Origin of the sequence: Planctopirus hydrillae, from assembly GCF_001707835.1 — a bacterium.
Classification (GTDB): Bacteria; Planctomycetota; Planctomycetia; order Planctomycetales; family Planctomycetaceae; genus Planctopirus; species Planctopirus hydrillae.
Genome location: NZ_LYDR01000027.1, coordinates 25,448 through 50,787, shown reverse-complemented (window position 1 = coordinate 50,787; position 25,340 = coordinate 25,448). Strand labels below are relative to the sequence as shown.

Here is a 25,340-nt window from a genome sequence, read left to right as displayed (position 1 = left end):
CCTTATTGACCACAGCACTTCTTGAACTTTTTACCGCTACCACAAGGGCAGGGGTCGTTACGCCCCACACGCTGGCTGCTGTTGCGAATGGTTTCTACCACCGGGCTGCCATTCGCTCCTTCTCCACGGTGAGCCACCATGTTGGAACCCCCGTCCTCTGACAGATCAGCCAGAGATCCCGGAGCGGCATGCGTTTCCGAAGTCACACTCCACAAAGAACCGACAAAGTTCGGACTGACATCCTCAATGCGGAAAATCGCCCCTGTCACCTGATCGCCAATTCGATCCCACATCTGCTCGAAGGCTCGCATCCCCTCGCGGCGGTACTCGACCTTCGGATCTTTCTGGGCATATCCCACCAGACCGATGTTCGATCGCAAGTGATCCATGTAATACAGATGATCTTTCCAGGCCCCGTCGAGACATTCCAGAATGAGCATCCGCTCTGCAGTATGCAGTTCCGGTCGATAGCGCCGGGTGAACTGCTCAATCAGATAATCGCGAGCCTTGGTGACATCTTTATCTTCGAAATCATCGGCTTCGAGTTCCGATCCAAACCGATCATTCGACCATTGAGCCAGGCGATGTGCCGCCTCGGGGCTAATCGGACGGAACGGAGCTTTAGGAGTTTTCGCTGTCGTTTTCGCACTCGCCTTATTAGGGTCGAGATCACGATCTTCAGGAACTTCGCCACAGGTTTGAATCACCAGTTGCTGAATTTCTTCGAGAATTCCTGCAGGTGGTGCAAACTGCTCACTCTTGAGTATCAGAGCCGACTCGATACTCGATCGAGAAAGATTATCGAACTGATCTGCTGAAAAGCGTGTATGGAAACGAGCATTTGACCACGCGACCAGGCCACTGCGATCATAGCGCTCTGTCGATTGACCACCCGTTTCCGCCAGGAATTGCGACATCCCGACCGACACGGGGAAGGTAATCTCTTTCCGTGTGTAATGATCCAGAATCCGACTGCGAATATGAGCCACCGCTGCCGGAGGTTCGAGACCATCAAACTCTTGTGGTGGAATGTCCAGTCCAAACTGATGCTGGATCCACCCAGCCAACGAGCGGCGTCCCCAGTCATCAGACAGATACTCGTTTAATTGTTCGAACTCATACCGCCCAATGGCATCTTTCGCCCGCTGGTACAGGTAAATCTGCAGCTCATCGATGCCGATTTTCCGCAGTTCGCGATCATTGGTATTGATGCCGAAGTGGTTATTGACCCAGCGGCTCATTGCCGACCAGTTGCGTTCGCGGTCATCCAGATCAGCCGGAAGATTTTCCTCCATCTGCTCACGGATCTGGTCTTCCGCCTGCCGTTCGGCCTGATCACGCAGGTAATCAACCATCCGGTCGTAATCCATATCCCGGAGATCACTGGCATCGACCTGAATACCAAACTTCGCTCCCGCCCAGTTGGCCGCAGTCTCCCAGCGATACTGCGGGCTCAGGAAAGTTTTCGTCCACCGGTTCAACTGCCGGTCGATCATATTCAGGATCAGAGGGCGGCAAATGGCCCCATCCAGAATCGATTGCCGATAGCCATACACGCGTTTGCGCTGCTCATCCATGACTTCGTCATATTCGAGCAGATGTTTGCGAGACTCAAAATGTCGCTCTTCGACCTTTTTCTGGGCAGCTTCGATACGAGAGGTGACCATACCATTTTCAATACGCTCACCCTCCTGCATCCCCATGGCCGTGAGCCAGTCTTTCACCCACTCACCACCGAACTTTCGCATCAGGTCGTCTTCGAGCGAGAGGAAGAACCGGCTGGAACCCGGGTCGCCTTGCCTACCGGCACGACCGCGCAACTGCAGGTCGATGCGCCGGCTGTCATGCCGCTCCGTACCGACCACATGCAGGCCACCCAGTTCGGCAACTTTTTTCCCTTCGCTGTCCATCCCTTCACGGACAGCAATACGCTTGGTTGTTTCATTCCAGACCGATTTCGGGACATCGAGTCGCGAAACATAGGTGTTCTTCAACTCATCCCAGGCGAGATACTCAGGGTTACCGCCGAGGATAATATCTGTACCACGACCTGCCATATTGGTCGAAATGGTCACCGCACCCAACCGGCCGGCCTGAGCGATAATCTCAGCTTCCCGCTCGTGATACTTGGCGTTGAGCATGTTGTGCTTGACGCCTTGCTGTGTCAGCTTGCGGCTCAAATGCTCCGAGTTCTCGATCGAGACTGTTCCCACAAGGACGGGTCTTCCTGTCGCGTGAACTTCCTTCACTTCTTCGATGACCGCATCCCATTTTTCTTTCACCGTGCGATAGATCGCATCGTGATGGTTAATGCGCTGAGTCGGTCGATTCGTAGGGACTGCGACCACATCGAGTTTATAGATCTTCCAGAACTCGTTGGCTTCCGTCATGGCGGTACCGGTCATACCGCTCAACTTAGGATAAAGCTTAAAGAAGTTTTGTAATGTCACCGTAGCGAAGGTCTGCGTATCTTCTTTGATACGGACGCCTTCTTTCGCCTGCACAGCCTGATGCAGGCCATCACTCCACTGGCGGCCTTCCATCTTACGGCCAGTATGTTCATCGATAATGATGATCTCATCATTCTCGACAATATAGTTAACATCCCGCTTGTAGAGATGGATGGCCCGCAGTGAGTTATCGATCAGATGCGGCCATTCCATATTGCCCGCCGTATAAAAACTCTCCACTCCTGCCAGTTCTTCAGCGTAGCGAATCCCTTCATCAGTCAGATGGCAGGTATGTTCTTTTTCTTTGACTTCAAAGTGAATATCCCGCTTGAGCTGCAGACCGATACGGTGAGCTTTAGGATACTTCGTGACATCGTCGTGAGCTGGCCCGGAGATAATCAGCGGGGTCCGGGCTTCGTCGATCAGAATGTTGTCAATTTCGTCGATAATTGCATACTGGCGCCGCTTTTGAACCTGCAGGTCTTTTCGCGGCTTCATATTGTCGCGCAGGTAATCAAAGCCGAACTCGTTATTCGTACCGTAAGTAATATCACAGGCGTAGGCCTTCTGACGCTCAGGCTCGCGCATGTTGGATTGAATGGCACCGACAGTCAGGCCCAGTCCCGTATAGAGAGGGGCCATCCACTCCATATCGCGCAGTGCCAGATAGTCGTTCACCGTGATGACATGCACACTTCCCGCCAGCCCGTTGAGAAAGGCCGGCAAAGTCGCCACGAGCGTTTTACCTTCACCGGTCATCATTTCGGCAATCATGCCTTTGTGAAGGATATAGCCCCCCACCATCTGCACGTCGTAATGACGCATTCGCATGAATCGCTTGCCACCTTCGCGCACAGCCGCGAAGGCTTCCGGCAGTATGTCATCGAGGGTCTGACCTGCATTCAGCTTCGCTCTGAGCCTGGATGTGGTCTGCTTCAACTCGTCATCAGTCAGCTTTTCCATAACGGGTTCAAGCTGATTGATCTGATCCAGCGTCGATCCCGGAGTGATCGTTGTGGCCCCCTGGCGATCGCGAACAAAGCCAATCTGCCGCACACGCCGTTCGTTCGAAGAGCCGAACAACCGGGTGAGAGTCCGTTCCACACCGCTGATGACCGCATTTGTTGCATCACCAATTTTGTCAATCAATTCCATCAGACATCCATCCGTGTTTGCCAGTCTGCCATCATGCACAACTGGCAGTGGAGTAATGGGTTGCTCGTTAACGCCTACCAATTCGAGTTCAGCAGAACCACGAAAGATTCGTCAACCAGCTCAATCGTTTCCCCGAGACCATTGTGACTGCCAAGTCAAATCAACGTAAACTCTTACAGCAAAAAGTTTAGGCGTTCTGCCAAAGAGGGTCAATCTCGCTCATGATGAACAGTCCGCAACTTAAGTGCCAGCTCGCTGTTCAAACTCGATCACCCGCCGCAAGTTGTTCATCTCAAATTGGTTGTGGAGAATGTCAATATTTCCATGGGGAAACAGTCCGTACCAGCTTGGCAGTCGCGATCAGGCATGACGTTTTTGGCAGTCGAGGTTGTCTTTCCGATTGGTTTTCCAGTATCAGCAGCCATTCGACTCAATTGAAAGCCTTAAGAAATGCTGAAAAGGTTCGGACGGATCGACAATCATGAACTTCACGCGGCCGCTTGCTCGCTTCGTGAAAGTACAGGCTTGATACAAGTCTCGTGGACACAGGGAGCACGAGGTTGAATCAGCAGTTTTTCCAGGATATTTGCTTTGAACACACGGCGTGATTTCATCATTGAGCATGCACTGCTGCTCCTTCGCTGGCTGCTGACAAGTGCCTTGCTCAGCGTCACAGTGGGGAGTGCGAGCGCACTTTTCCTCTGGCTGCTCGATCTCGCCACAAAAACTCAGCAAAGTTCCCCCTACTGGCTCTGGTCGTTGCCATTCTGGGGAGCGATTTCCGCCTGGCTTTACCTGTCTTCTGGGCGCGAAGCCGGGCAGGGAAACAATCTCGTCATCGCAGAAATTCAGCACCCGATGAAAGGGTTACCCTGGTTCATGGCACCGCTCATTGTGCTTGCCACCATTCTCACGCATCTGGGTGGTGGTTCGGCAGGTCGCGAAGGAACTGCCGTCCAGATGGGAGCTGGTTTGGCAGGCATCTGGGCACGCTGGACGAAACCGTGGCTGGGCGAAGATTATCGCGAGATCCTGTTAATGGGGGTCGCTGCCGGCTTTGGTGGAGTTTTTGGAACACCAGTGGCTGGTGCGATCTTTGCCGCGGAAGTCCTTTCGGTCGGAAGGCTGCCGACCTCTGCGATCCTGCCGTGCCTGCTCGCTTCCTGCGGAGCCGATTTTGTCTGCACGACGGTCGGGGGAACTCATCTCCATTATCCTGTGGACTGGGCAGAACTGAATTCATCAGGTTGGCTGCATCGTCTGGGAATCGTGGGGCTGATCATTCTCCTGGGAGCTGTTGCCGGGCTGGTTGCCAAAGGGTTCTCTGAAGGCTTGCATCTGGCCGGTCACTGGTATGCCAGATTTTTACCGGATCCCATTCGCCGGATTACGATTGGAAGTTTGGTTGTCGTTTTCGTCGCCGAATTCGTGGTTGGCAGAGATTATCTGGGATTAGGAACGACAAATCTCAATCCTCATGCCGTCACTATTGGCAGTTGTTTCCGAGCGGGTGGGGCTCATGACTGGAGCTGGCTCTGCAAACTCCTCCTTACCATCCTCACCTTGGCCTGTGGCCTCAAAGGGGGCGAAGTGACTCCTTTGTTTTTCATTGGCGCTGCACTTGGGAATGTTCTGGCAGTCAAGACAGGACTATTGCCTGTCGATGTCGCGGCTGCTCTAGGGTTTGTGGCTGTCTTTTCAGCAGCAACGAATGCACCCCTGGCCAGCAGTGTGCTGGCGATCGAACTCTTCGGGCCTGATCGAATCGAATACGTCTTTGCAGCCTGTTTTTCGGCGTGGCTGGTCGCGGGAGGTTCCAGCATTTATTCGACCCAGCATCCGGGTTGGGGCAAAATGCTGAAAGAAAATGCAGGAAATCATCCTCTCGACACAAAGACATCGACCTGAGGCCGTATTCACCTGAGGTGAACATCCCCTCAACTCAACCGTACGACTTCCGATTGACGCTTCGGACCGATTCGATTGCAATCGCCGGTTTGACTGCGGTATCGCAGGCAAACCTGTTCAGTATGCAGCGGAATCGAGAATCGACATGGAATGGTTGGTCAGCCGGTCTTTGAATCTCGGTTATCTGGCACTGCTGCTGGTCGCCAGCCCGTGGATTCTCTGGAATCGACTGGTTCATGGAAAGTACCGCGAAGGGTTTCGCGAGAAAGTTCTGGGTGATCTCCGTCTTTCGCAAACGATGGAAGCGTCTTCAGACAATCGGCGGCCTCTCTGGCTGCATGCAGTGAGTGTGGGGGAAGTGCTCCTTCTGAAACCATTGATTGCAGATTGGATTCGCCTCGATCCGCAGGCTCCACTTGTGCTGACTGTCACCACACAGACAGGCCGGGGTGTCGCCGAGAAAATGATTCGCGATCTGGATGCGAAGCAGATCGAGGTCCGCTATTTCCCGCTCGACTTTTCATGGAGTGTCAACCGGGCGATCAGGCAACTGCAACCACTGGCCATTGTGCTGGTGGAACTGGAAATCTGGCCTAATCTCGTTCTGGCTGCGCGCCAGCAGGCGGTCCCTGTCATGGTCATTAATGGTCGCTTAAGCGAACGCAGCTTTCGGGGCTATTTCCGCTTTGCCGGATTTTTCCGCTGGCTGCTGAAAGGGATTTCCTGCGTCGGAGCCCAGACTAAAGAGTATGCCTCTCGGTTTGAGAAACTTGGAGTTCCCGCCTCGCGTGTCGTTGTGACTGGAAATCTCAAATACGACCGCCTTGAAACCTGCCGACAAAATCCCAGAACAATCGCTTTGCGGGAGCACTTTGGTTTTCAGCCCGAGGATATTGTCTGGATTGCGGGCAGCACACAGCATCCGGAAGAAGCCTTGGCAATCGATGCCTGGTTATCACTCAGAAATGAATTTCCTGACCTGCAGTTGATGATTGTCCCCAGGCATCGGGAACGCTTTGAAGAAGTGGCTCAACTGATTCTGGCAAAAGGTTGTCAGCCATTGCGAAGAACTTCACCCATTTCACACCATCCCCGGCACAATGAGCTTCCTCCCGTTCGTTTGCTGGATACTCTCGGGGAACTGGGAGCCGCCTGGGGATTGGCTGATCTCGCCTTTGTGGGTGGCAGCCTGACCAATCGCGGCGGGCAAAACATGATTGAGCCGGCCGGTTATGGAGCGGCGCTCTTTTTTGGCCCCAACACCCAGAACTTCAAGCAGACAGTCGACTTACTCCTCGCCAACCAGGCAGCAAGTGTGGTTTCCAGCGGTGTCGATCTCGCACCTTTCGTCAGAAAATTGCTGGAGAACCCTCAGCTGCGAATTCTCCAGGGCCAGGCGGCTCAGCAAATCGTTCTTGATCAAAGTGGAGCTGTTGAGAAAACACTTGAGTTGATCACCACACATTCAAAGACTCTGAAGACAGGGGGCTCTGGTGGTCTGGGTAACCTGAGTGCAGGGATAATCCATGATCATGCAGCGTAATCTGCCGGTACTATCGATGTCCGGGCTCAGGATCTCGCCTTGTTCGGTTTTCTCGAATCAATTATTCCTCACCACCCGCGCTCAATGCCTGTCTCAATAATTTCACGTCGCGCGACTCATGGATGAAAGCGAACCGCATGATGCGGCAGCCAATCGCACCTGTTTTCCGGGCCAGAGGCCTTACAGCAGTGTTCACACTGTTGTGGGTGATTTTCTGGGCAGGAACTGTTGTGCATGGCCAGTCAGCACCATCAGGCTCACCGCTACCCGCCAAAGTTGACCGCAATTCACTCTCAACACCGCTTTTCGTGCCACCCGCAGCGATCACTTCGGGATCACATTCCCCGGTTGCTCGTGGCCAGAATGGCGAAGATCTTGAACCCTGGATGCTCGACGAACCAGGTCAGGCCACATCCACCACAGCCAGGACGGTCAGTACTGCGAAGTCCGACCAGGAAACAGGCCGGGCACGCCTCGAAGAAGATCGACCAGCTCTGCCTGGTGGATTCTCGAAGCCACAGGTGACCCCCGCAGGTGGTACAACTCCCCAGCGAAAAACGCTCGCACAGGTCATGCATCCCGAGGACGAACTTCTCCTCGAGGAAAAAAATCGCGACAGTGGCAACTTCCCCAAGTTTGACCCGCTGAAGAAGAAACCGGGGCAAATCCTGCGAACTTCAGCCGAAGAGCAGGCCCCGGCCGAAGTCGATTTCAATTCTCAGGTTGTCGAAGTTCGTGTCGAAGGGAACGACACCATCCAGGTTCGGGAAATCGAAAAGCATATTAAGGTCCGCCCCAATCGCACTGTCAACGAACGCCTGATCAAGCAGGATGTGGACGCTCTGGTACGCACTCGATGGTTCACGACCGTCGAACCCTACGTTCGACAAACCGACGAAGGTCTTGTTGTCATCTACCGTGTCCTGGAGCGGCCGATCGTTCGCGATGTGCAGTATATTGGCAATCAGAAGATCAAAACATCTGTTTTCGAAGGGCTCACCAACTTAAAGCCGGGCAGTCCATACGATATCAGCGCCAATCGTGAATGTGCTCGCCGAATTGAAGCTCACTACAAAGACAAAGGCTACTCGTTTGCGACTTGTACGCTCGAAAAAGGCGACTCCCGCGACGAACGAGAGGTTGTCTTCCGCATTCATGAAGGCCCCAAGGTGGGGGTGGATGCCATTCGCTTCGAAGGGAATGAGTTCTTCAGCGACAGCCTCCTCAGGACGAAGAAAGTCTCCAAAACCCGGGTCCTCAGGCTCTTTGGTGGTAAATATGACGAATCGACCATCCCGGACGATAAAGAAAGTCTGCGACAGTACTATCACAGCCTGGGTTTCTTCGAAGTCGAAATCACGCATCGCGTCGACTTTAATGAGAGCAAGTCAAGTGCCACCTATGTCTATGTGATTAAGGAAGGCCCCCGTTACAAAATTCGCAATGTCTCTGTGGAAGGGAACAATGTCCTGACAGAGGCCGAAATTCGTCAGTACATCGATTTCAAGGCAGGCGATTTTTATAGTTCCCGTGATATTGCCAAGGACGTTGACGAGATTCGCTCCCGGTATGGTGAGCAGGGACGACTCTTTGCAACGGTCGATGCGATCCCACAATTTCTCGAAACTCCTGGTGAACTCGATCTGATCATCCGTATCAATGAAGACAAGATCTACGTCGTCCGCGAATTCCGCGTTCACATTGAAGGCGATTATCCCCATACAAGGCATAACCTGCCTCGGAACATCTCGCGAATTCACCCGGGTGATCTCGCCGATCCGAAACTGATCAAAAAATCGGAACGACAACTTGCCGGGTCTGAATACTTTGAGGGTGGGCCTCAGAATGGACCTCGCCTGGAAATTTCAAGAGTCTCTGAAATCGCCTGGCTGCAGGATCGAAGCCAACTGGCCGAAGGTGGCGATTCCACAGCACTTGGCCAGTCAGACTTTTTGTCGCAAAGACCAGACTTTCTGTCACAGACAAATCAGCAGTCGACTGGAAACAATCCGTCTTCTCATCCAGCAGCGACTCGAACCCCATCACGATCTGCTTCGCATGGAGCAGGTGCTGGAAATTCATCCGTGCAGCAGGAACCGGAAGGACGCAGCTATCTCAATGGCAGTGGATTTTCGCAACCCTCTTTGGCAGCGCCATCGCGGACTGTAGGGAAAGCACCCAGCAGCCAGCCAGCCTCGAAAAAGACTGAGCCAGATTCCGGGGCAGACGATCCCGACGGGATCTATTTCATGCCCGGCTCGATGTTGAAAGTCGAGCAGCCTGAAAGTGTCGATGCCTCTGATCCACACGTCAGCGTGGTTCGCGGGCAGACGCGTGACATGCGTGCTCCGCAGAACTATGAATATGATAACAGCCCCCAGGGAGATCCCTACGGCAACCCCCGTCGATTTGATCAGAATATCTACGATAACTCAGTTCCGCCAGAATTTATTGATATCGATGCGTATCTGAAGGAAGCCCGTACTGGGCGACTGATGTTCGGCGTCGGTGTGAACAGTGATGCCGGTGTGATTGGTAACATTGTTCTCAGTGAATCGAATTTTGATCTCTTCCGCCCACCCACCAGCTTTGAAGATATCGTCAATGGGACGGCCTGGCGTGGAGCTGGCCAGCGGTTTCGCCTCGAAGCGGCACCCGGTAGTCAAGTCAGTCGCTATACCGTCGACTGGTCAGATCCCTACTTCATGGATAGTGACTACAATATCGGTGTCAGTGGTTTCTTCTACACGCGATTTCTCGAATTCTGGCAGGAACAACGCCTGGGTGTCAGGCCTCGTATTGGTCGCCAGTTGACTCCTGAATGGTCTGTCTCCGGGGCGATTCGTATTGAAAATGTCCAGGTGGATAACCCTGTCTATCCGCAACCAGAAAGCCTGACGGAAGTGTTAGGGAATAACTTCCTGACAACAGGCCGTATCGGTCTGGCGCATGATACGCGCGATGCCCCGTTTAATCCTTCGGAAGGTCATTTTATTGAAATGTCCTACGAACAGGCCTTCGGTGATTTTGTCTATCCCAAACTGGAGGTAAATGCCTGGCAGTACTTTACGACGTATCGCCGTCCCGATGGTTTCGGTAAGCACATTCTCTCTCTCCATGCCGATGTAGGTTGGACAGGGAGCGATACACCGATCTTTGAAAACTTCTATGCTGGTGGTTTCCAGTCATTCCGCGGCTTCCGGTTCCGTGGTGTCAGCCCTGTGAATACCGGGGTTCGTACCGGTGGTAACTGGATGTTCCTGGGTGGTGCCGAGTATCAAATGCCAGTCACAGCCAACGAAATGCTGCATCTGGTAGCATTCACTGACTTCGGTACAGTCACCGAAGATGTGACGCTTGATAACTTCCGTCTGTCAGTTGGTGGTGGTTTAAGAATCACTCTTCCAGCCATGGGGCCCGCACCAATTGCTCTGGACTGGGCGGTTCCGATCATGAAGGAAGATTTCGACCGGACACAGCTCTTCAGCTTCTACATCGGCTTCACTCGATAACACGTCTCTGTGCCATGCTTGCAGCTCTGGGCCAGCCTGTTCCCGCAACGAACGCGGCACGTGATTTCCTCGGCGGATGGCCCGGCCAACTCGTGCCCAACTTACTGACACAGATTGTCGCGAATTTTCACGACAACAAGAAGCCGCGCCATGCGCAGGCCCCGCCAAAACGTTTCACACAGCCTTGGGTGGCACGACCCGGTAGGCCCCCAAAATCAAATCACAGCGAAAGGGCGTGATCTTTGCGGGTTTGAATCTCATATTTGACTCACCCATCCATTCGTCTGTGTACGCGTTTCTCAGACTGTCGTCTGGACATCAGTCTTCTGTACTTGCCCGATTGGCCTGTTCTTTGGCCAGTTTCGCTGCCTGCTGTTGACGGATGATTTCCATGGGGCTGAGTGGTTTTGCTGCGGGCGGGGGATCGATCTTTTCCTGAGGATTCACTGGCGCTTCCAGCTTTTGAACCTCTGCCTGAGCCCGCTTTTGTTGTTCACGAATCAGTTCAATCGGGCTTTTTGCAACTTGTGGAGCAACTGCTTCGCTGAGCTTTTCTTGAGCAACAGGCGGCGAAACGCTCTTGGCTGCGGTTGTCGCTGGGTCTGCTTTTGCACGCGCCGCCTGCTGTGCCCGAATCATCTCGATAGGCGATAGTTTTTGAGGAGTCGCTGTGACAGCGACAGGGGCCATCGGCTCTTCGGAAGTCGCTGGCAGTTCCTCTTTCGGCGGAACCTGAGGAGTGGATTCCACCAGCGATTTCGATTTGGCCTGCTGTGCCCGAATCATTTCAATCGGTGAGAGAGGCTTGGCGGGAACAGGTGGAGAAGTCACTGTCGGTGATGAAGACGCCGTCGGTTTTGTGAGCGGAGCAGTTCCCTCTAAGTGGCTCTGATTTGCCGATTTCGCCTGCTGAGCACGGATCATTTCGATTGGCGAGAGCTTTTTGGTCGTTTCTGGTGGTGCCGCAGTGACCGGAGGTTGAGGGACTGCCGCCGGGATAGGTGGAGTTGCCGCGACCGGTTCCACAACTTTCGGTGCATCGACGCGAATCACATGAGCCGGGTCAATGTCGTACCACGAAATATCGACGGTCTGCTGGAACTCCACGAGCAGGCGACAGTTCATATTCACAGTTTTCACGCAGCCCGTGAGTCCGCGAAAACGAGTCAGTGCAGGGATTCCTTCTCGCACTTGAACGTACTGATCCGTCCACGTCCGTTTCAATCGTTCCGCTTGATCAATCAAAGACATGAACCTGGCTTTCAAAGACGCAGGACTTGCGACCATCGAGATTCATCGTACGTATTCCAGAATTCAGCAGCACTTTTGTGCCTGCCATGCACGCGGCGTTCGTGCCCGCAGCGTTCGTGCCATGCTTGCGGCTCTGAGCAAGCATGCATTCTGGATCCGCTCACTCCCTCATTTTGGGCGAATCAACCCCGATTGACCAGTCACAAGTTCACCAGTCAAAGGAATTCTCAAACTGCTGCCCGATGGGAATCGGCTGTCGCTTCGGTTGTTACGACTGACGGATCAGCAAACTGGTATTCAAAGGAAATGCCAATTTGGAGACGACACGATCTGCTCCCTGATGGAACAGATACTGGCGAGTCGTGTCATCGTGCCAGGCCGTCAGTGCGACAACTTCCGTAGATTCAGCGAATGGCTCGCCCGCTAACTGGGCGGCATACTCTTTGAACGTTTCCCGGGCACTAATCGACGCAGGCAGGCTCGTCTGCTGGCAGATCCAGGCATCCGCATCGACCAGCCAGATTTTCTTCGACGTTTCCTTCTGTGCAACAATCTGAGGTTCTGTGCATGCCGGCGTGAGCAGCAACAGCATCGATTCCCGCCAGATCGCATCGGGTGAAAGCACTTTCCAACCGGTCGAATTCTCCGAATGGCTGGTACTGGTTTTTGGAAAGATCCAGCGCATGACCTCTTCGCGTGAAGCGGTCCAGGGGAGTGCAATGTCGCGATTTCGAAGTGCATCGAGAATTTGACGGATCCATCGATCTGCCCAGACTTGCGGGCATCGCAGAGCAGGGGGCCAGATATTCCGAGTCCGCCCATCCCCTTCGCACCAGGGGCCGTAAACCACGACCACCTGACAGGCCTGAACAGCCGCTAAGAATTCGTCGGCCTCAGACGGTTCAAATTCATCCGATGTCGTTTGTTCGATAACGATCAGTTCCACCACTTGTGATGCAGGGAGCTTGATCTTTCCCTGCCAGTAATCAATGGCTTCCGAGAGTGTCTGGACCTTGATCCATTCCAGATTCTCCCTGGCACCCCAGGCGGAGATGCTTTGATACTGATTCGAAGCCTCCTCAGGAGAGACCCACAGGCACGTGATCTTTCGATTCGCATGATTGTCAGGCATTGGCAAGAGTCTTCGAGAAGTATCGGTTTGAGTCATCCCGTCCGTGGATCGTTGTCGGGCAGCTCAGGAAGCTGGATTTTCGACAGGGCTGGTCGCCCGCGGCGCATCCAGTGCTGGCCGAATTTTATGGAGCTGTTTCGCCAGGCCGACCTGCTGTTTCACCCGGCACACTGTCGCCGTCGGACATTGACTGCTGCAAGGACTGGGTTTCAATTTGGTCGCTCCATCGACCATGAATTCGCCGTTGCGAATACTGATGGCCAGATCAATCACACTTTGCTGGACAGCCTCTTGGAGCCGGTGGATGGAACTTTCATCGAGGCGGTTCCATTCTTTGGATTTCCTCCCGGCTTTCAAACCTGCCACCAGGCCTTCTTTGCGCAAGCCCCAGAAGCCTGCCTGCCATGCTTCAGCATTCTTTCCCGCCATTCTCAATCGTTTCACAGCCAGCAGGTAGACCACCAGTTGCAGGCTCAACCCCTGCTGCACAGCCTTTTCGTCGAACCGGTATTGGCTCGCCCCGCCCGATTTGTAATCGATGATCGAAAAGAACTGCTCACCAGTAGGAAGTTGATGAGCATCAATCCGGTCGATCTTGCCACCCAGTCGCACCAGATGCTCGTCTCGCGAAATTTCCAGCGCAGGGTAAGGCCCGAGAATCAACTCGCCGTGGTCATCATAAACCTGTCCAAAGGCAACTTCCGGCAACGTGGTTTCGGGCATACCTCCCCACGCACTGACCATCGTTTCCAAATACTCTCTTTGTGACGCAGCAAACTGTTCGCTCCACGCACTGACAATCTGCGAATCCAGCCGGGCCATGGCTTCTGCCAGTGGAGAACCTTTAGCCCGGCGCTGCATTTCGACAGCTACATGTTCGGCAAAAATCCGGCTCAGTTCCGCTTCATCGGCCATCGCCAGTCGGCCACTCCCCAGGAGAGACGCTAAAGCACTATGGAGAGCTGTCCCTCTCATCAGGTGATTCGTCGAGAGTTGCCTGGTCTCACGCGGCGAGAGTCCCAGCACCTCTTCGATCCAGAATCGAAACGGACAGTTCGCATAAAGTTCCAACCTCGTCACGCTGAATTGATGCTCTGGCCCATATTGGCGGGCAAACTCCTGGCGGAGAGCAGGTTCATTGAGCATCCCCTCGTACTCAGTAAAGCCTTCTGTACGATACCGAGCCTGCAGCATGGGCAGACCGCGAGCCATGTTCCGATAGGTTCGTCCCTCCGTCGTGTCCAGCAAACCTGTCTTCCACCAGCCTGCATGGCCGGTCATCGCCTGGTCAAACGCCACAATACGTAAGTCCCGGCGGGTATGGATCTCTTCCCGCTCCGGCATGACATGGATCGAGCCCACATGCCGCGGCAACTGCACGTCTTTGGTGAATAGATCGCAGGCCGCCAGCACAAATGGGCTGGGAAAAAGCTCCTGTCCTTTGGCATTGATCGCGGGATAAGTGATCAGCAGATTTTCTGTGGCCATGGAGACCAGTTGCCAGAAAAGCAGCGTCTCTTCCGAAGAATGATCCTCTTCCCGTACCAGCCGAAGACCCGCTGCAATCAGGCTTTGGCGCTCGGCATGACTGTAAAGGCAATTGGTATGTTCGGCAGCCGGGTAAGCCTGTTCGGTCGCACCCACAATCACAACGCAACGCGCTGAATCGAGAAATCGTGCCTGGGCCGGATCAATCAGCGGAATCATTCCCGGTGACGGGGCTGGCGGTAAACTGCGTTCCACACTCAGGCAGGCCTCGACTTCACTCCACCACGCCTGCAGGCTGATTCGTTCGGAAGGGTCTTGCCACGTCCCACGGCAGCGGCATACCCGGCGAAGAATCCTTTGCAGAAGTTCCCAGTCGCTACGATCTGCCTTATGGTTGAGTGAATCCGGCAAGAAGGGTGTCCATTGACTGATGATCGCCGCCCACAGATCAATCCACCCCTCAAAACTGTGTGATGTACTGAGTTTCTCGGTCATACGCAGCAGGATTTCCAACCCCTGACTGACCAGCGCGTGATTGATCTCCTTCTCAGTTGTCAATGCGCTGGGATCTGCCGCTCGTTCGCGGGCTTTCAAACTGAGGATTTTGCGACTGGAAGCCGGTGATTTTGCCAGCCAGGCCAGTAAGGCCCGTTTGGCTTTGGTGGAAAATTGCGAAGGGCGAAAAAATGTCGATGAGACGACCAGACGGAGGTCGTGACTCGTCCAGTCATTCAGTTCCAGTTTGACCAGTTGCGCAATCCAGCGCACGACAGGACAGGTTTCCAGCGATGAGGCCTGAGGAGCATAAACCGGTATTCCCGCCAGTTCGAAATGATCCAGCCAGCGCGAGGCTTCACTCGCCAGACCTCGAACCACAACCACGATCTCTTCGGCTGAGAATCCACTCGACCGCCACTTCTTGATCTGATAACTGACCGCTTCCAGTTCGCGATGCGGCCCACCCGCAGCAATGGCATCGAAGCCAGCGGCCGTTGAACTTCGGCTGACAATTCGCGGGTTACCAAAAAGACTCCGCGAAAGTTGCTCAAGTCCCGCAGGAACAGCACCCTGATCTGGATCTGTCGATATCGTGTGGACGCGAATCTCTTGCAGGGGTTGGATTCGAGATCTCAGAATCTCCAGTGTTCGGCGAGGAATGGCAAACAGCTCGCTTCGATCAAAAGAGGTCTTCCGCTGGCTGGCAAATTCATCGGGCAACGTGATAACGATGTCCGCGTTCCATCTCGCAAATTGCTCAAGCAACTCATACTGAATCCACGTGAAGTCGACAAAACCATCGCAGACCACGAGCCGCACCTGATCGAAAGGTGCTCTGGCTCCCTGGGAGATGGCCGCCCGTGCCAGCCACGATCGACCTTCCTGATCGTACCAGCCGCGTGCATTGAGCAACGCCTGGTATTCGTGATAAATCGCTGCCAATGCCAGATCCTTGCTGGTCGCGCCCCCTTTTCGCCGCTGGCAGCTTTTGAGAAATTCCTCAGGCCACGTTTCATCCCGCTTGAGCTCGGCAATCCAGTCACTGACGATTTTTGTCAAACCCCGAGTCTCGATAACAGCGCTGAACTCCTGGCATTCACCCCGCTGATAGACTGTCTGAATCGCGTGTGCCAACAGCAGAAATTGTGTGGAAGGCGTAATGGGAGTCGCTGCCGCAGACCCATGACTAAGAATGATCTCAGAGAACGACTCAAACGTATGCAGGTTGGGGGCCGCGATCCGACCCTTCAGTAATTCCCGCAAAGCCCGATAAGTCCCCGAGTGTGTGCGAGCCGAGGGTGTGAGCCACAGGCCAGTCCCCAATTGACCGGTTGCCAGGCCTTGACCAAGATGAGTGGCATAGCGTTTCAGTGCCTCCTGATGACGTGCGGCACCTGTGCCAGTCAAAATCTCAAGCATCAAGAAGCCTTCGTAGGTGCAGTGAGGATAGGAAAGCGTTCGCCGGGTCGACATTCTCTGGTTTCACTGAGTTTGCCAGATTGTCACACGAATCGACCTTGTCGGCACAGGGGATTTTTCGGTACAACCAGATTTTGTAAATTCTACTTGAGATTTCTCAAGTCTTTTGAGATCACCACCCGGAAAGGAAGCCGGAATGGCTCATACCATCGAGTCCATTGCCTCTTTGATTGGCGCCCGTATTGTCACGCTTGACGGATGCGTGGCCACTCCACAGGAACCTGTGACGGGTGCCGCAGCGATTGAGCAGGCCAAGTCTGGTGAACTGACCTTCCTTTCCGAAGATCGTCATATCAGCCGGTTGAAGGAAACCAATGCCTCTGCGGTGGTCATTCATCCTTCACAAGCCGCCCGCGTCAATGCGGATTATCCTCGTCTGGTGCTGCTGGAAGTGGAAGATCCTCAGGCCGCCTTTCTTCAGGTGCTGCCACTCTTTCGCATGATTCGCAGTCGCTTGAAGCGAGGCATTTCCCCCTCGGCTTTTATCAGTTCCACAGCCCGGATCGGCGAAAACTGTGCCATTGGGCCCGGTGCTTACATTGGTGAAGACGTCATCATTGGCGATGATTGTGACATCCATCCGGGTGCCAGTATCGGAGCCGGTTCGCGTCTGGGACGGGATTGCCAGATTTATTCCAACGCGGTGCTTTACCACGAAGTTTCGCTGGGCGATCGAGTCATCATTCATGCCAATGCCGTCCTGGGAGCCGATGGTTTTGGCTATCGTTTCGAGCAGGGTCGATTCATCAAGGTGCCACAACTGGGTGGTGTGATTATCGAAAGCGATGTGGAAATTGGTGCCGGTGCGACGATCGACCGAGGCGCTGTCGATGCCACCGTCATTGGTGCCGGAACCAAGATCGATAACATGGTTATGATTGGTCACAACTGCCGCGTGGGTCGGAATAACGTCTTTGCGGCTCAAGTGGGTCTCGCAGGTTCCTGCAGCACTGGCGATTATGTGCGGCTGGGTGGTCAGGTGGGTGTGAAAGATCACACGCACATGGGCACAGGTTGCATGGTCGGTGCCAAGGCCGGCGTGCATCGCAATGTGCCCGACGGCGAAACATGGATTGGTTACCCCGCGAGCCCGGAAGCCGAACAGAAGCGACTCGTCTTTACGCTGAAGCGAGTTCCCGAAATGCGGGAAGAAATGCGGGCCATGGCCAAGAGGCTGGCTGAGCTTGAAAAGTTGATGGCCGAATCCGCCAGCAATCCTCTCAAGGCCGCCGGTTAAATCAGAAGCTGGTTTTCTTGAGTCAGCTCAACAACTGGCAGTGAATCACAAACTTTCGAACAGGATGTTCGTTCGTCATGATGAGCATGGATGTTCCAGGATCCGCGCAAAGAGTGGGCCTGCTGGCAGGTGCTGGCAGGTTCCCGATTTCCTTTGCTGAAGCTGCCAAAAAGCAGGGGATCAAAGTCGTTTGTGTCGGTGTTGCCGGCATGGCTTCTCCCGAGCTGGCACAGCATTGCCACATCTATCAGGAAGGGCCACTCGCACGATTTGGCTACGCCATGCGCGTCTTCAAGCGGCATCGCGTTGATCGACTGATCATGGCAGGAAAGATCGAAAAAACCGTCCTGTTTCAGTCATGGCGAATCTTTCGTCTGCTCCCCGACTTCCGGACGCTCCGCATGTGGTACAGCTTTGCCACATCGAACCGAAAAGATGACACCATCCTGCTGGCGGTCATCCGCGAGTTTGAGCGTGATAACTTCCATTTCGATTCTGCCCTTGATTATTGCCCGGAGTTGCTTGTGAAACACGGATTTCTCACCCGGCGTAAACCCACGGAAGCCCAATGGCGCGACATTCGCTTTGGTTGGAGTCTGGCCAAGGAAATGGGGCGGCTCGATGTCGGCCAGTCAGTCGTCGTGAATGACATGGCAGTCATTGCCGTTGAGGCCATCGAGGGAACCGATCGCTGCATTCGCCGTGCTGCCGAACTCTGCCGTCGCGGCGGATTTACAGTCGTCAAAGTGGCCAAGCCCAATCAGGATCGCCGCTTTGATGTCCCGACGATCGGGATTCAAACCATCCGCACGATGCACGAAGCGGGTGGCCGCGTACTGGCGGTTGAAGCCGGGCAAACCATCATCATCGATGAAGCCGAAGCGGTCGAACTGGCCGATAAGCTGGGAATTGCGATTGTCTCCCTCAACGCCGATGAAGTGGAACAGCACATCGCCGCCTGATTCCATTGACGAGCCGGAAGCGTGAGCGACGGGGGCTCTCATCTTCCGCAAGAGACATGGCAAGTTGATTTGATAGCTAGGTTTGAACGTCAACAGAACATAAAAATGCCCGTCGCTGACGCTTCCGGCTCGTATCGCTCGTGATCCTTCCTCGCAAGTCGCCAGGCGAAACTCAAGGTGGTCGTGTAGGGTGAGTTAAGGTTCTGTGCAACCCACCAACTCAAATGACTCCAAACCCATGAGCGATGACCGCAGGGTGGCCCCGGTTGAAACGCTTATTTCTGCCTGAATAGTGAAGCCACAGGCGCGGACTGGCAACGCGGCAGCTTTAACGTTGTTCCATTTGAGTTGTTGAGAACTTCGCCTGGCATTTCATCAGACGACAAAACCTGTTCTATTCAGAACGCAGAGCTCCTGCAGAGCGCAAACCTGTCCCAACCCGGCGACTGCCTGCTGGATCAAGGCCGCTCGAATCAATCGAATAGCGAGGAATTCTGTTGTTTTGAATGATGCTGCAAAGGACGATGGCGGGTTGCGAAAAGCCTTAATCGACGCTGGGTGACTGTGACTAAAACTGGCAACAGCGACCGGGTGGACGGGAATCGATTGGCTCAGCTCAAACGTCCTTGTTCACCCGCAGGTTGTTTGACGCAGGTTGTTCATGACCGTGAAGATAAGAAGTTGAGAGGAACTTTTCACGCGAATTTTTGATTGTGACAACGATAGACTCAATTCTGGTAAAACGCCGCCTTTGTCATGACGGGCATCAGCACTCAAGGCTTTCCAGGGGGCTGGAGGCAGAGAAGCCACTCCTGCCTCCGTAAACAGGCCGCCAGTAGGCCGCTAACCTGCGAATGACTTCTAACGGGTAGATTTGAATGAAAAGAGGTTTGCGATACTCAGCATCAAGATTTCTGTTTGCATTTGTTTGCATACTCGTTGGAGTCTTACTCTACCGAGGAGCTTCTAAGTATTTTCGAATCGATATAATGAAGAATGCTGGCATACGCACCGAACTTGATTACTCGGGGGTATCTCAGAAGTTAGGTATCCCCGAATCTTTTCTCGAGTCGTTTGATACGAAGGTCGGTTGGCCCTACTGGGGGGAAGTCGAATGGATACTGCTTGGAGATGTTGATTTTGATGCCGTGAGTGCCGCATGTCGTTTAGGAACAGTTAAGCGATTTTCCTCATACGAAGCATGTGTAGACGACGAACGAATATTCATCCTTCTGTCTGACAACCCTTGTATCAAACAAGTAACAGCCTGTGCCTCAAGTGACTTACCTCTCGATTCGTCTTTGTCGAGGTTTTCAAATTGCAGGAATTTAGCTTGGCTCAGTATTATAGGGGGCAGAATGTCTGACACTGGCGTTCTCGCACTTTCCAAATCTCAGTCGATCATGCGTCTTAGTCTCCATGGGAAATCTGTAACGGATGCTTCTGTCCCATCGATCTGCAGAATGAAATCCCTAAGGACGCTGGAACTCATGGATAATATTGGAATAACAGAAGAAGGTGTTAGTCGAATACTATTAGAAAGATCAGATATTCTAATTGTCTACCAGGGGAAATGGTTGAGTGGCACAAATTGATTATCGTGCATCGACCTGCATATTAGCGATCAAAGTGGTTAAGGCTCGCAAAGTCGCCGAAGCATGCAAGGTCTTGCAGCCCAGCCGGTGCCCGCTGGATCAAGGTCACGCGAGTCAATCTAATGGAGACGATTTCCCTGTTTTTAATGATGCTGCAAATGAAGATGGCGGGTTGGGCAATGCCTTATAGTAAGCTGCCTGTCTGTTTTGATTGAAAATATAAGTGCATTGGAGTAATACTTAGAAGTCATTCCAGACAAAGTGTTAGTGTGCCATACTGAAAGAATTCATTATTATGCCTTACCACACCACTTATGACCTCCCCTCGATTGCCCGCTATCAGAAGTATGTACTCTATGGCTTGCTGGCCAATATTCTGGCAATCTTGTTGATTTTTACAATTCCGCAACTGATAGTGACAGTTGCTCCGGGTGCGCTGAATCCTTTTGCGGCGACTCTTCTGCCAATTCTGCAGATTTTTTATCTGGCTGTGGCGGTGGCCGTTTTTGTCTCGTCGATCCTTTTGGGGATTAAGGTTTACCATCCCGCTCTTGGGGCGATTCTGGCAATCATGACGCTCATCCCCTGTCTGGGATTAATATGCCTGCTCGTCCTGAATTCGCAAGCGACGACAATTCTACAAAAGAACGGAATTCGAGTAGGGCTGATGGGTGCCCGATGGAAAGATCTCCAGACGTCACAACGTAAATCGGATGGTGGTCCAGGTCGAAATCAATAGGTCATGACCCGCCTTTTTTGTTTGACACCAACAGAGTGCATATGAATCCGGATTGAGAAGTGTCATCGATGCATATAAATCCAGTGTTTGAAGCAATCTCTCATGATTTGTAGTTCCTCTGTTTCAGTGCGCATTTGCGTCACGCAGCAGCAAAATGAACCACCTAACGAATCACTACTGATACGTGCGTCGGCATTAATGAAAAATGTATCGTCTGGAGATCTATGTAAAGAAAAAGTAAAAACATCTTCATAGTCGCAAAGGATTGCTTGGGGGAGTTCGGCTCTCAGGACACATTCAAGATCATCGACCCAAATCCTTAACTGTTGAAGGGTGCAATAACCGATTGAAGTAAAGCCTTTTGAATGTCCAGTAGCGAAAACAACACTCAATTGTGCGTCTCCGCCATTTACAAGATTAAGTGAGATGGTCAAGCTGCCATCAAAAGACCGACTGTTGAGCGTAAGAGTGTCGCACATACGTACTCCTTTTCTTGAATCATCGTGCGTGTGGTGCGGTCAGATTATTTCTTATTTCCACACGGGGACTGGGGTCGTGCAGGGTGGCTGTGGTTAGATATCTCGGCTTTCCCTTGTGCCATTTGACACTGGTTGTTCATGGCAGGGTGGTCCCGGTCGATAATTCAGACTTCTATTGGGGTGGTGAAGTTGTAGGAGGGGACTCGCAACGCAGCAGCTTTATCCTTGTTCCATCTAAGTTGTTGAGAAGTTCGGTTGGCGTTTCATCAGGCACGAAATCGCTCCTGTTTCCAGCAGGCAGATCGACGAGCCGGAAGCGTCAGCGACGGGGACTTTGATTTTCTGCAAGAGCCATGGCAAGTTGATTTAATAGCTAGGTTTGATCGTCAACAGAACACAAAAAATGCCCGTCGCTGACGCTTCCGGCTCGTATCGCTCGTGATCCTTCCTTGCAAGTCGCCAGGCGAAACTCAAGGTAGCGGTGCCAGTTGAATCGATTTGAAATCGAACTGAGTCGTGGGATCATGCCCCTGCAAACTGAAGTGCCCCGCTTCTAATCGCAGTCCTTCACGGGGATTCACATTCGGCTGTCGGCTGTCGGTCCAGTCCACCATTTGAATGCCATTGACCCACGTCGAAAAGTGTGGTCCATCCGCGATGAGTGTGCCTGTCAGCCATGCGTTATCGTTAGCGACAATGCGACGGGCAGAAACCCGGCGGAAGATCGCACCCGTTCCGTGATCAAGTGGCTGATTGCGGTCGCCATTTTTGAATCCGTTATGAATCTGAAACTCATAACCATGGGAAGGGGTCTTCTCGGTCCCTTCCATCGCTCGGAAGAAGATGCCGCCATTGAGATTGTCAGCCAGAGTCCGCGCCGTGAACTGCAGGATGAAATTGTCAGCCGTGGTTTCGGTTTCGAGAAACCCGCGACCACCCGCGACATGCAGCAACTTTTCCTTGACTTCAAAAGTCCCGGCACTCCCGGGCACCACCCGCCAGCCCGCAAGATCCTCGCCATTCCAGAGCAATTGAAAACCGAGTGGTTTGAGATAGATGTTTCGAAATCGAGCCGGCCCACCATTCTGCTGCAGGCCAATAAAGCCCGTTTTGAGCGGATTGGCCGTTTCGTCTTTGTAAGTTGCAATCACCTGGCCATCGAGTTTCACGGTGACCTCCTGGCCAGCCACGGTCGCTTCATAAGTGTGCCAGCCACCGGCTGTCGGTACTGTCCTCGAAGGTTTGGCTCTGGCCACAAGACTGCCACTGGTAAAGCCGGCAGGGTGTTGATCACAGAGATTCAGTTCGTAGCAATCGACGGCCGGATTGGTCGGGTTGAGGGGTGTGCGCAGGAAAATGCCACTGTTCGAAGCGGCATCAATCCAGGCATCACAACGCAGCTCAAAATCAGCAAAGCGGGTGGTGGTACACAATAACCCTTTGGGACCTTCGGGAATCTGGATTTCACCGTTGGAAACAGTCCATTGGGCTTCTGAGTTGGGCTGCCAGCCAAAGAGTGTGTGGCCATCAAAGAGCTTGATCCAACCCGCATCAACATCTTCGGCTGAAAGCTGGTTATTCCCATCAGCCGAGGGAACTTCGAGTGCAGGGATAGGAGCCGCCGTTGAGGTGGCAGGTGCTGCTGTCTGGCTTGTCGTTGGCGTGCCATTCTCTGCCGCTGCGTTCGCCTGAGCTTCCACTGCGACATCATTGGTCGGTGTCGCCACTGGCTCAAATTCGTTGTAAAGGCAACCACTCAGAAGTAACGTTCCGCAGAGCAGGCCGTTGAATGAAACCGGCCTGTTGAGAAGTGGCAAGACGATTCGAGGCATGACAATTTCCACAATTTTCGGAGAGACAACGTTCTGAGATGGTGCGACTTGAGGTGTTTCGTAGACCGAATGAATGCAGATGAGCTACGCCTCACTCTGGGCAGCATGAGCTTTCAGCGCCTGAGGTCTGACTGTCAGGACCGGGCATGGCGATTTGCGTGTAATACGCTCCGCAGTGCTCCCGAGCAGCACATGGGCTAAGCCTGTCCGGCCGTGAGTTCCCAGGACAATCAGATCGATCGCCTGCTCTTCGGCATATTGCAGGATTTCCAGAAATGGAACGCCCGATCGAACCGCTGTCACCACTTGCAGGCCGGTATCCTGGAGAGGTTGCGCTAGAGAATTCAGATTTTCCTGAGTCGCAGCCATCAATTCGGGCAATTGACCCGTGGGGAGCAAAAATGGCGATGCGGGATCGGGAGAGATCATCTCGATATCTTGAACCACATTGAGCAGGTGCAGTGTGCTTCCCAGCCGATTTGCCAGTTCAGCGGCGTATTGCTGGGCAGGTAGGGCAAAATCGCTGAAATCTGTCGGGAACAGAATGCGTTCCAGGCGAATCATCATGGCTCTCCTCAAGAGTTCAGACGACTGAAATTCTGTGTGATTCTTTACTCAATCAGATGAACTTCCACATGGTACTGTGTTGATGGAAAAGATGCTGTCAAAAAAGAGCACGCGCTGGTGGCGCGTGCTCTTTTTTCTAGCAAGTGAATCTCTCGTGGCTTACGCCGATTCGGCCATATCCCAGCGCAAATAGGCTTCCAGAAACTCGTCAATGCGTCCGTCGAGGACGGGCATTGGTGTGCCAACTTTCAGATTGGTACGAGTATCCTTAACAAATTGCTCCGGGTTGAGGACATAGTTACGAATGGTTTCGCCACCGAAGCCAATTTTGGACTTCTGCCCTCGTTTGTGAGCCGCTTCGTTTTCCCGTTTGACAGTTTCGAGCTGCAGCAGTTTGGCCACCAGCATCTTGCGGCACCACGAGCGATTCTTGTGCTGACTGCGCTCGTTCTGGCACTGCACCACAGTATTGGTGGGCAAGTGAGTCAGACGAATGGCCGACGATGTTTTATTCACATGCTGACCACCCGCACCACTGGCCCTGAAGATATCTTCGCGGATGATCTTGGGATCTTCCCAGTTGATATCGATGTCAATCGTGTCATCCGGTTCCGGGATCACATCAACAGCCGCGAAAGATGTCTGACGGCGACCGGCTCCATCAAACGGGCTGATACGAATCAAGCGGTGCACTCCCGTTTCACCCCTTAGCAGGCCGTAAACGTACTCGCCACGAATGGCCAGTGTGGCATTGCGAATACCGGCTTCTTCCGCCTCGGAAATTTCAATCAGTTCCGTCTCAAAGCCACGATCTTCAGCCCAGCGGGTATACATTCGCAACAGCATGGCTGCCCAGTCGGAGGCATCTGTTCCTCCTTCGCCCGCTTGAATCTGCAGATAAGCCGAACAGGGGTCTTCGGGACGACTCATCATCGCCTTGAGTTCGACCTGCTGGAATTTTTCCTGCAGGGAAGCGAGCAGGCCGACCATTTCGTCACGTGATTCGGACGAATCGTCTTCCGCGAGAAATTCCCGCAAGACCGCCAGCTCTTCAGTCCCGTCAATCAGTTCCTGAAGCGGCTTCAAAGACCCGTTCACGTTACGTAACTCGGTTACCAGTCCCTGCGCCTTCTCCTGGTGATCCCAGAAATCGGGTGCAGACATCGCTGCGTTGATCTCCGCTACTCGTGCCTGCCACTGATCGTAGTCAAAGAGAGTCTCGGAGCTGGAGGATGCGAGATGTCAGCTCTTTGGATTGTGCAATCAGTTCGTTATCCATGTCGTCTTCAGTCAGTCCCAGTCAAACGGTCGAGTCGGGCAGTCCATGATTTTCTGCCATCAGATAAAGAGTAGTCGACCATACGCAGACAGAAAAGCGTGACGATGTTCCTCAATGATGAATTGAGTGTGTTTCACTTCACAAAAGCAGGATTTCGCAGGAAAGCGTAGGGGAGGCCGAATGCTTCATTTTCATTCCCCTCATGGGGCTTCATCACTTTGGTTTCATCTCTTT

General features: G+C 53.3%; 15 protein-coding genes. 7 read left to right on the top strand and 8 right to left on the bottom strand.

Annotated elements, in window-relative coordinates; all coding sequences use genetic code 11:
- Positions 1-2 precede the first annotated feature (2 nt).
- On the bottom strand, positions 3-3,605 hold the full coding sequence (secA, locus tag A6X21_RS01835; RefSeq protein WP_068845663.1) for a preprotein translocase subunit SecA: 3,603 nt from the start codon (positions 3,603-3,605) through the stop codon (positions 3-5).
- A gap of 591 nt (positions 3,606-4,196) precedes the next feature.
- On the opposite strand from secA, the gene A6X21_RS01830 reads away from it, so the two are divergent.
- The 3 genes from A6X21_RS01830 (at position 4,197) to A6X21_RS01820 (ending at position 10,568) form a co-directional block, all read left to right on the top strand.
- A complete protein-coding gene (locus A6X21_RS01830) occupies positions 4,197-5,513 on the top strand; it encodes a chloride channel protein (protein ID WP_068845661.1) in 1,317 nt (438 codons plus the stop codon).
- A 145-nt stretch (positions 5,514-5,658) separates the two neighbouring features.
- Positions 5,659-7,056, top strand: coding sequence for a 3-deoxy-D-manno-octulosonic acid transferase (locus A6X21_RS01825; protein ID WP_068845659.1), 1,398 nt, complete (start codon positions 5,659-5,661; stop codon positions 7,054-7,056).
- A gap of 188 nt (positions 7,057-7,244) precedes the next feature.
- Entirely contained in the window at positions 7,245-10,568 is a 3,324-nt protein-coding gene (locus tag A6X21_RS01820; protein WP_068845755.1) for a BamA/OMP85 family outer membrane protein, read from the top strand.
- A gap of 318 nt (positions 10,569-10,886) precedes the next feature.
- On the opposite strand, the gene A6X21_RS01815 is transcribed toward A6X21_RS01820, so the two are convergent.
- From A6X21_RS01815 to A6X21_RS01800, 3 genes are all read right to left on the bottom strand, one after another.
- Positions 10,887-11,819 (bottom strand): hypothetical protein, encoded by a 933-nt coding sequence (locus A6X21_RS01815; RefSeq protein ID WP_068845657.1) that lies wholly within the window; start codon positions 11,817-11,819, stop codon positions 10,887-10,889.
- A 268-nt stretch (positions 11,820-12,087) separates the two neighbouring features.
- A complete protein-coding gene (locus A6X21_RS01805) occupies positions 12,088-12,951 on the bottom strand; it encodes a hypothetical protein (RefSeq protein ID WP_068845655.1) in 864 nt (287 codons plus the stop codon).
- A gap of 63 nt (positions 12,952-13,014) precedes the next feature.
- Positions 13,015-16,410 carry a PD-(D/E)XK nuclease family protein gene (locus tag A6X21_RS01800; RefSeq protein ID WP_068845654.1) on the bottom strand — a complete coding sequence of 1,132 codons (3,396 nt, stop codon included), beginning with the start codon at positions 16,408-16,410 and terminating at the stop codon, positions 13,015-13,017.
- 142 nt (positions 16,411-16,552) lie between these two features.
- On the opposite strand from A6X21_RS01800, the gene lpxD reads away from it, so the two are divergent.
- The 4 genes from lpxD (at position 16,553) to A6X21_RS01780 (ending at position 20,949) form a co-directional block, all read left to right on the top strand.
- Positions 16,553-17,653 carry a UDP-3-O-(3-hydroxymyristoyl)glucosamine N-acyltransferase gene (gene lpxD, locus A6X21_RS01795; RefSeq protein ID WP_068845653.1) on the top strand — a complete coding sequence of 367 codons (1,101 nt, stop codon included), beginning with the start codon at positions 16,553-16,555 and terminating at the stop codon, positions 17,651-17,653.
- Between the two features lie 77 nt (positions 17,654-17,730).
- Complete coding sequence (locus A6X21_RS01790) at positions 17,731-18,615, top strand: LpxI family protein (RefSeq protein ID WP_068845651.1); 885 nt, start codon at positions 17,731-17,733, stop codon at positions 18,613-18,615.
- A gap of 1,581 nt (positions 18,616-20,196) precedes the next feature.
- A complete protein-coding gene (locus A6X21_RS01785; protein ID WP_068845648.1) occupies positions 20,197-20,400 on the top strand; it encodes a hypothetical protein in 204 nt (67 codons plus the stop codon).
- Positions 20,401-20,505: 105 nt separating this feature from the next.
- The gene (locus tag A6X21_RS01780) at positions 20,506-20,949 is read left to right on the top strand and encodes a hypothetical protein (protein WP_068845646.1); all 444 of its coding nucleotides are present in this window, start codon (positions 20,506-20,508) and stop codon (positions 20,947-20,949) included.
- Positions 20,950-21,011: 62 nt separating this feature from the next.
- Here A6X21_RS01780 and A6X21_RS24215 read toward each other — a convergent pair whose 3' ends face one another.
- The 4 genes from A6X21_RS24215 to prfB form a co-directional block, all read right to left on the bottom strand.
- Complete coding sequence (locus tag A6X21_RS24215; RefSeq protein WP_131818139.1) at positions 21,012-21,428, bottom strand: hypothetical protein; 417 nt, start codon at positions 21,426-21,428, stop codon at positions 21,012-21,014.
- 470 nt (positions 21,429-21,898) lie between these two features.
- Positions 21,899-23,260: a 3-keto-disaccharide hydrolase gene (locus A6X21_RS01775; RefSeq protein WP_068845644.1), complete on the bottom strand. Its 1,362-nt coding sequence runs from the start codon at positions 23,258-23,260 to the stop codon at positions 21,899-21,901.
- 84 nt (positions 23,261-23,344) lie between these two features.
- A complete protein-coding gene (locus A6X21_RS01770) occupies positions 23,345-23,827 on the bottom strand; it encodes a universal stress protein (RefSeq protein ID WP_083233328.1) in 483 nt (160 codons plus the stop codon).
- A gap of 159 nt (positions 23,828-23,986) precedes the next feature.
- A protein-coding gene (prfB, locus tag A6X21_RS01765) for a peptide chain release factor 2 (RefSeq protein WP_205847372.1) occupies positions 23,987-25,106 on the bottom strand; the annotation gives its coding sequence in 2 pieces (ribosomal slippage) (positions 23,987-25,036 and positions 25,038-25,106; 1,119 coding nt in all).
- Positions 25,107-25,340 lie beyond the last annotated feature (234 nt).

Bases quoted from the DNA above. Each gene is read 5' to 3' on its own strand.
- A6X21_RS01805 (WP_068845655.1), bottom strand. From the start codon at position 12,951: ATGCCTGACAATCATGCGAATCGAAAGATCACGTGCCTGTGGGTCTCT.
- A6X21_RS01775 (WP_068845644.1), bottom strand. From the start codon at position 23,260: ATGCCTCGAATCGTCTTGCCACTTCTCAACAGGCCGGTTTCATTCAAC.
- secA (WP_068845663.1), bottom strand. From the start codon at position 3,605: ATGGAATTGATTGACAAAATTGGTGATGCAACAAATGCGGTCATCAGC.
- A6X21_RS01780 (WP_068845646.1), top strand. From the start codon at position 20,506: ATGCCTTACCACACCACTTATGACCTCCCCTCGATTGCCCGCTATCAG.
- A6X21_RS01825 (WP_068845659.1), top strand. From the start codon at position 5,659: ATGGAATGGTTGGTCAGCCGGTCTTTGAATCTCGGTTATCTGGCACTG.
- A6X21_RS24215 (WP_131818139.1), bottom strand. From the start codon at position 21,428: ATGTGCGACACTCTTACGCTCAACAGTCGGTCTTTTGATGGCAGCTTG.
- A6X21_RS01790 (WP_068845651.1), top strand. From the start codon at position 17,731: ATGATGAGCATGGATGTTCCAGGATCCGCGCAAAGAGTGGGCCTGCTG.
- lpxD (WP_068845653.1), top strand. From the start codon at position 16,553: ATGGCTCATACCATCGAGTCCATTGCCTCTTTGATTGGCGCCCGTATT.
- A6X21_RS01800 (WP_068845654.1), bottom strand. From the start codon at position 16,410: ATGTCGACCCGGCGAACGCTTTCCTATCCTCACTGCACCTACGAAGGC.
- A6X21_RS01770 (WP_083233328.1), bottom strand. From the start codon at position 23,827: ATGATGATTCGCCTGGAACGCATTCTGTTCCCGACAGATTTCAGCGAT.
- A6X21_RS01815 (WP_068845657.1), bottom strand. From the start codon at position 11,819: ATGTCTTTGATTGATCAAGCGGAACGATTGAAACGGACGTGGACGGAT.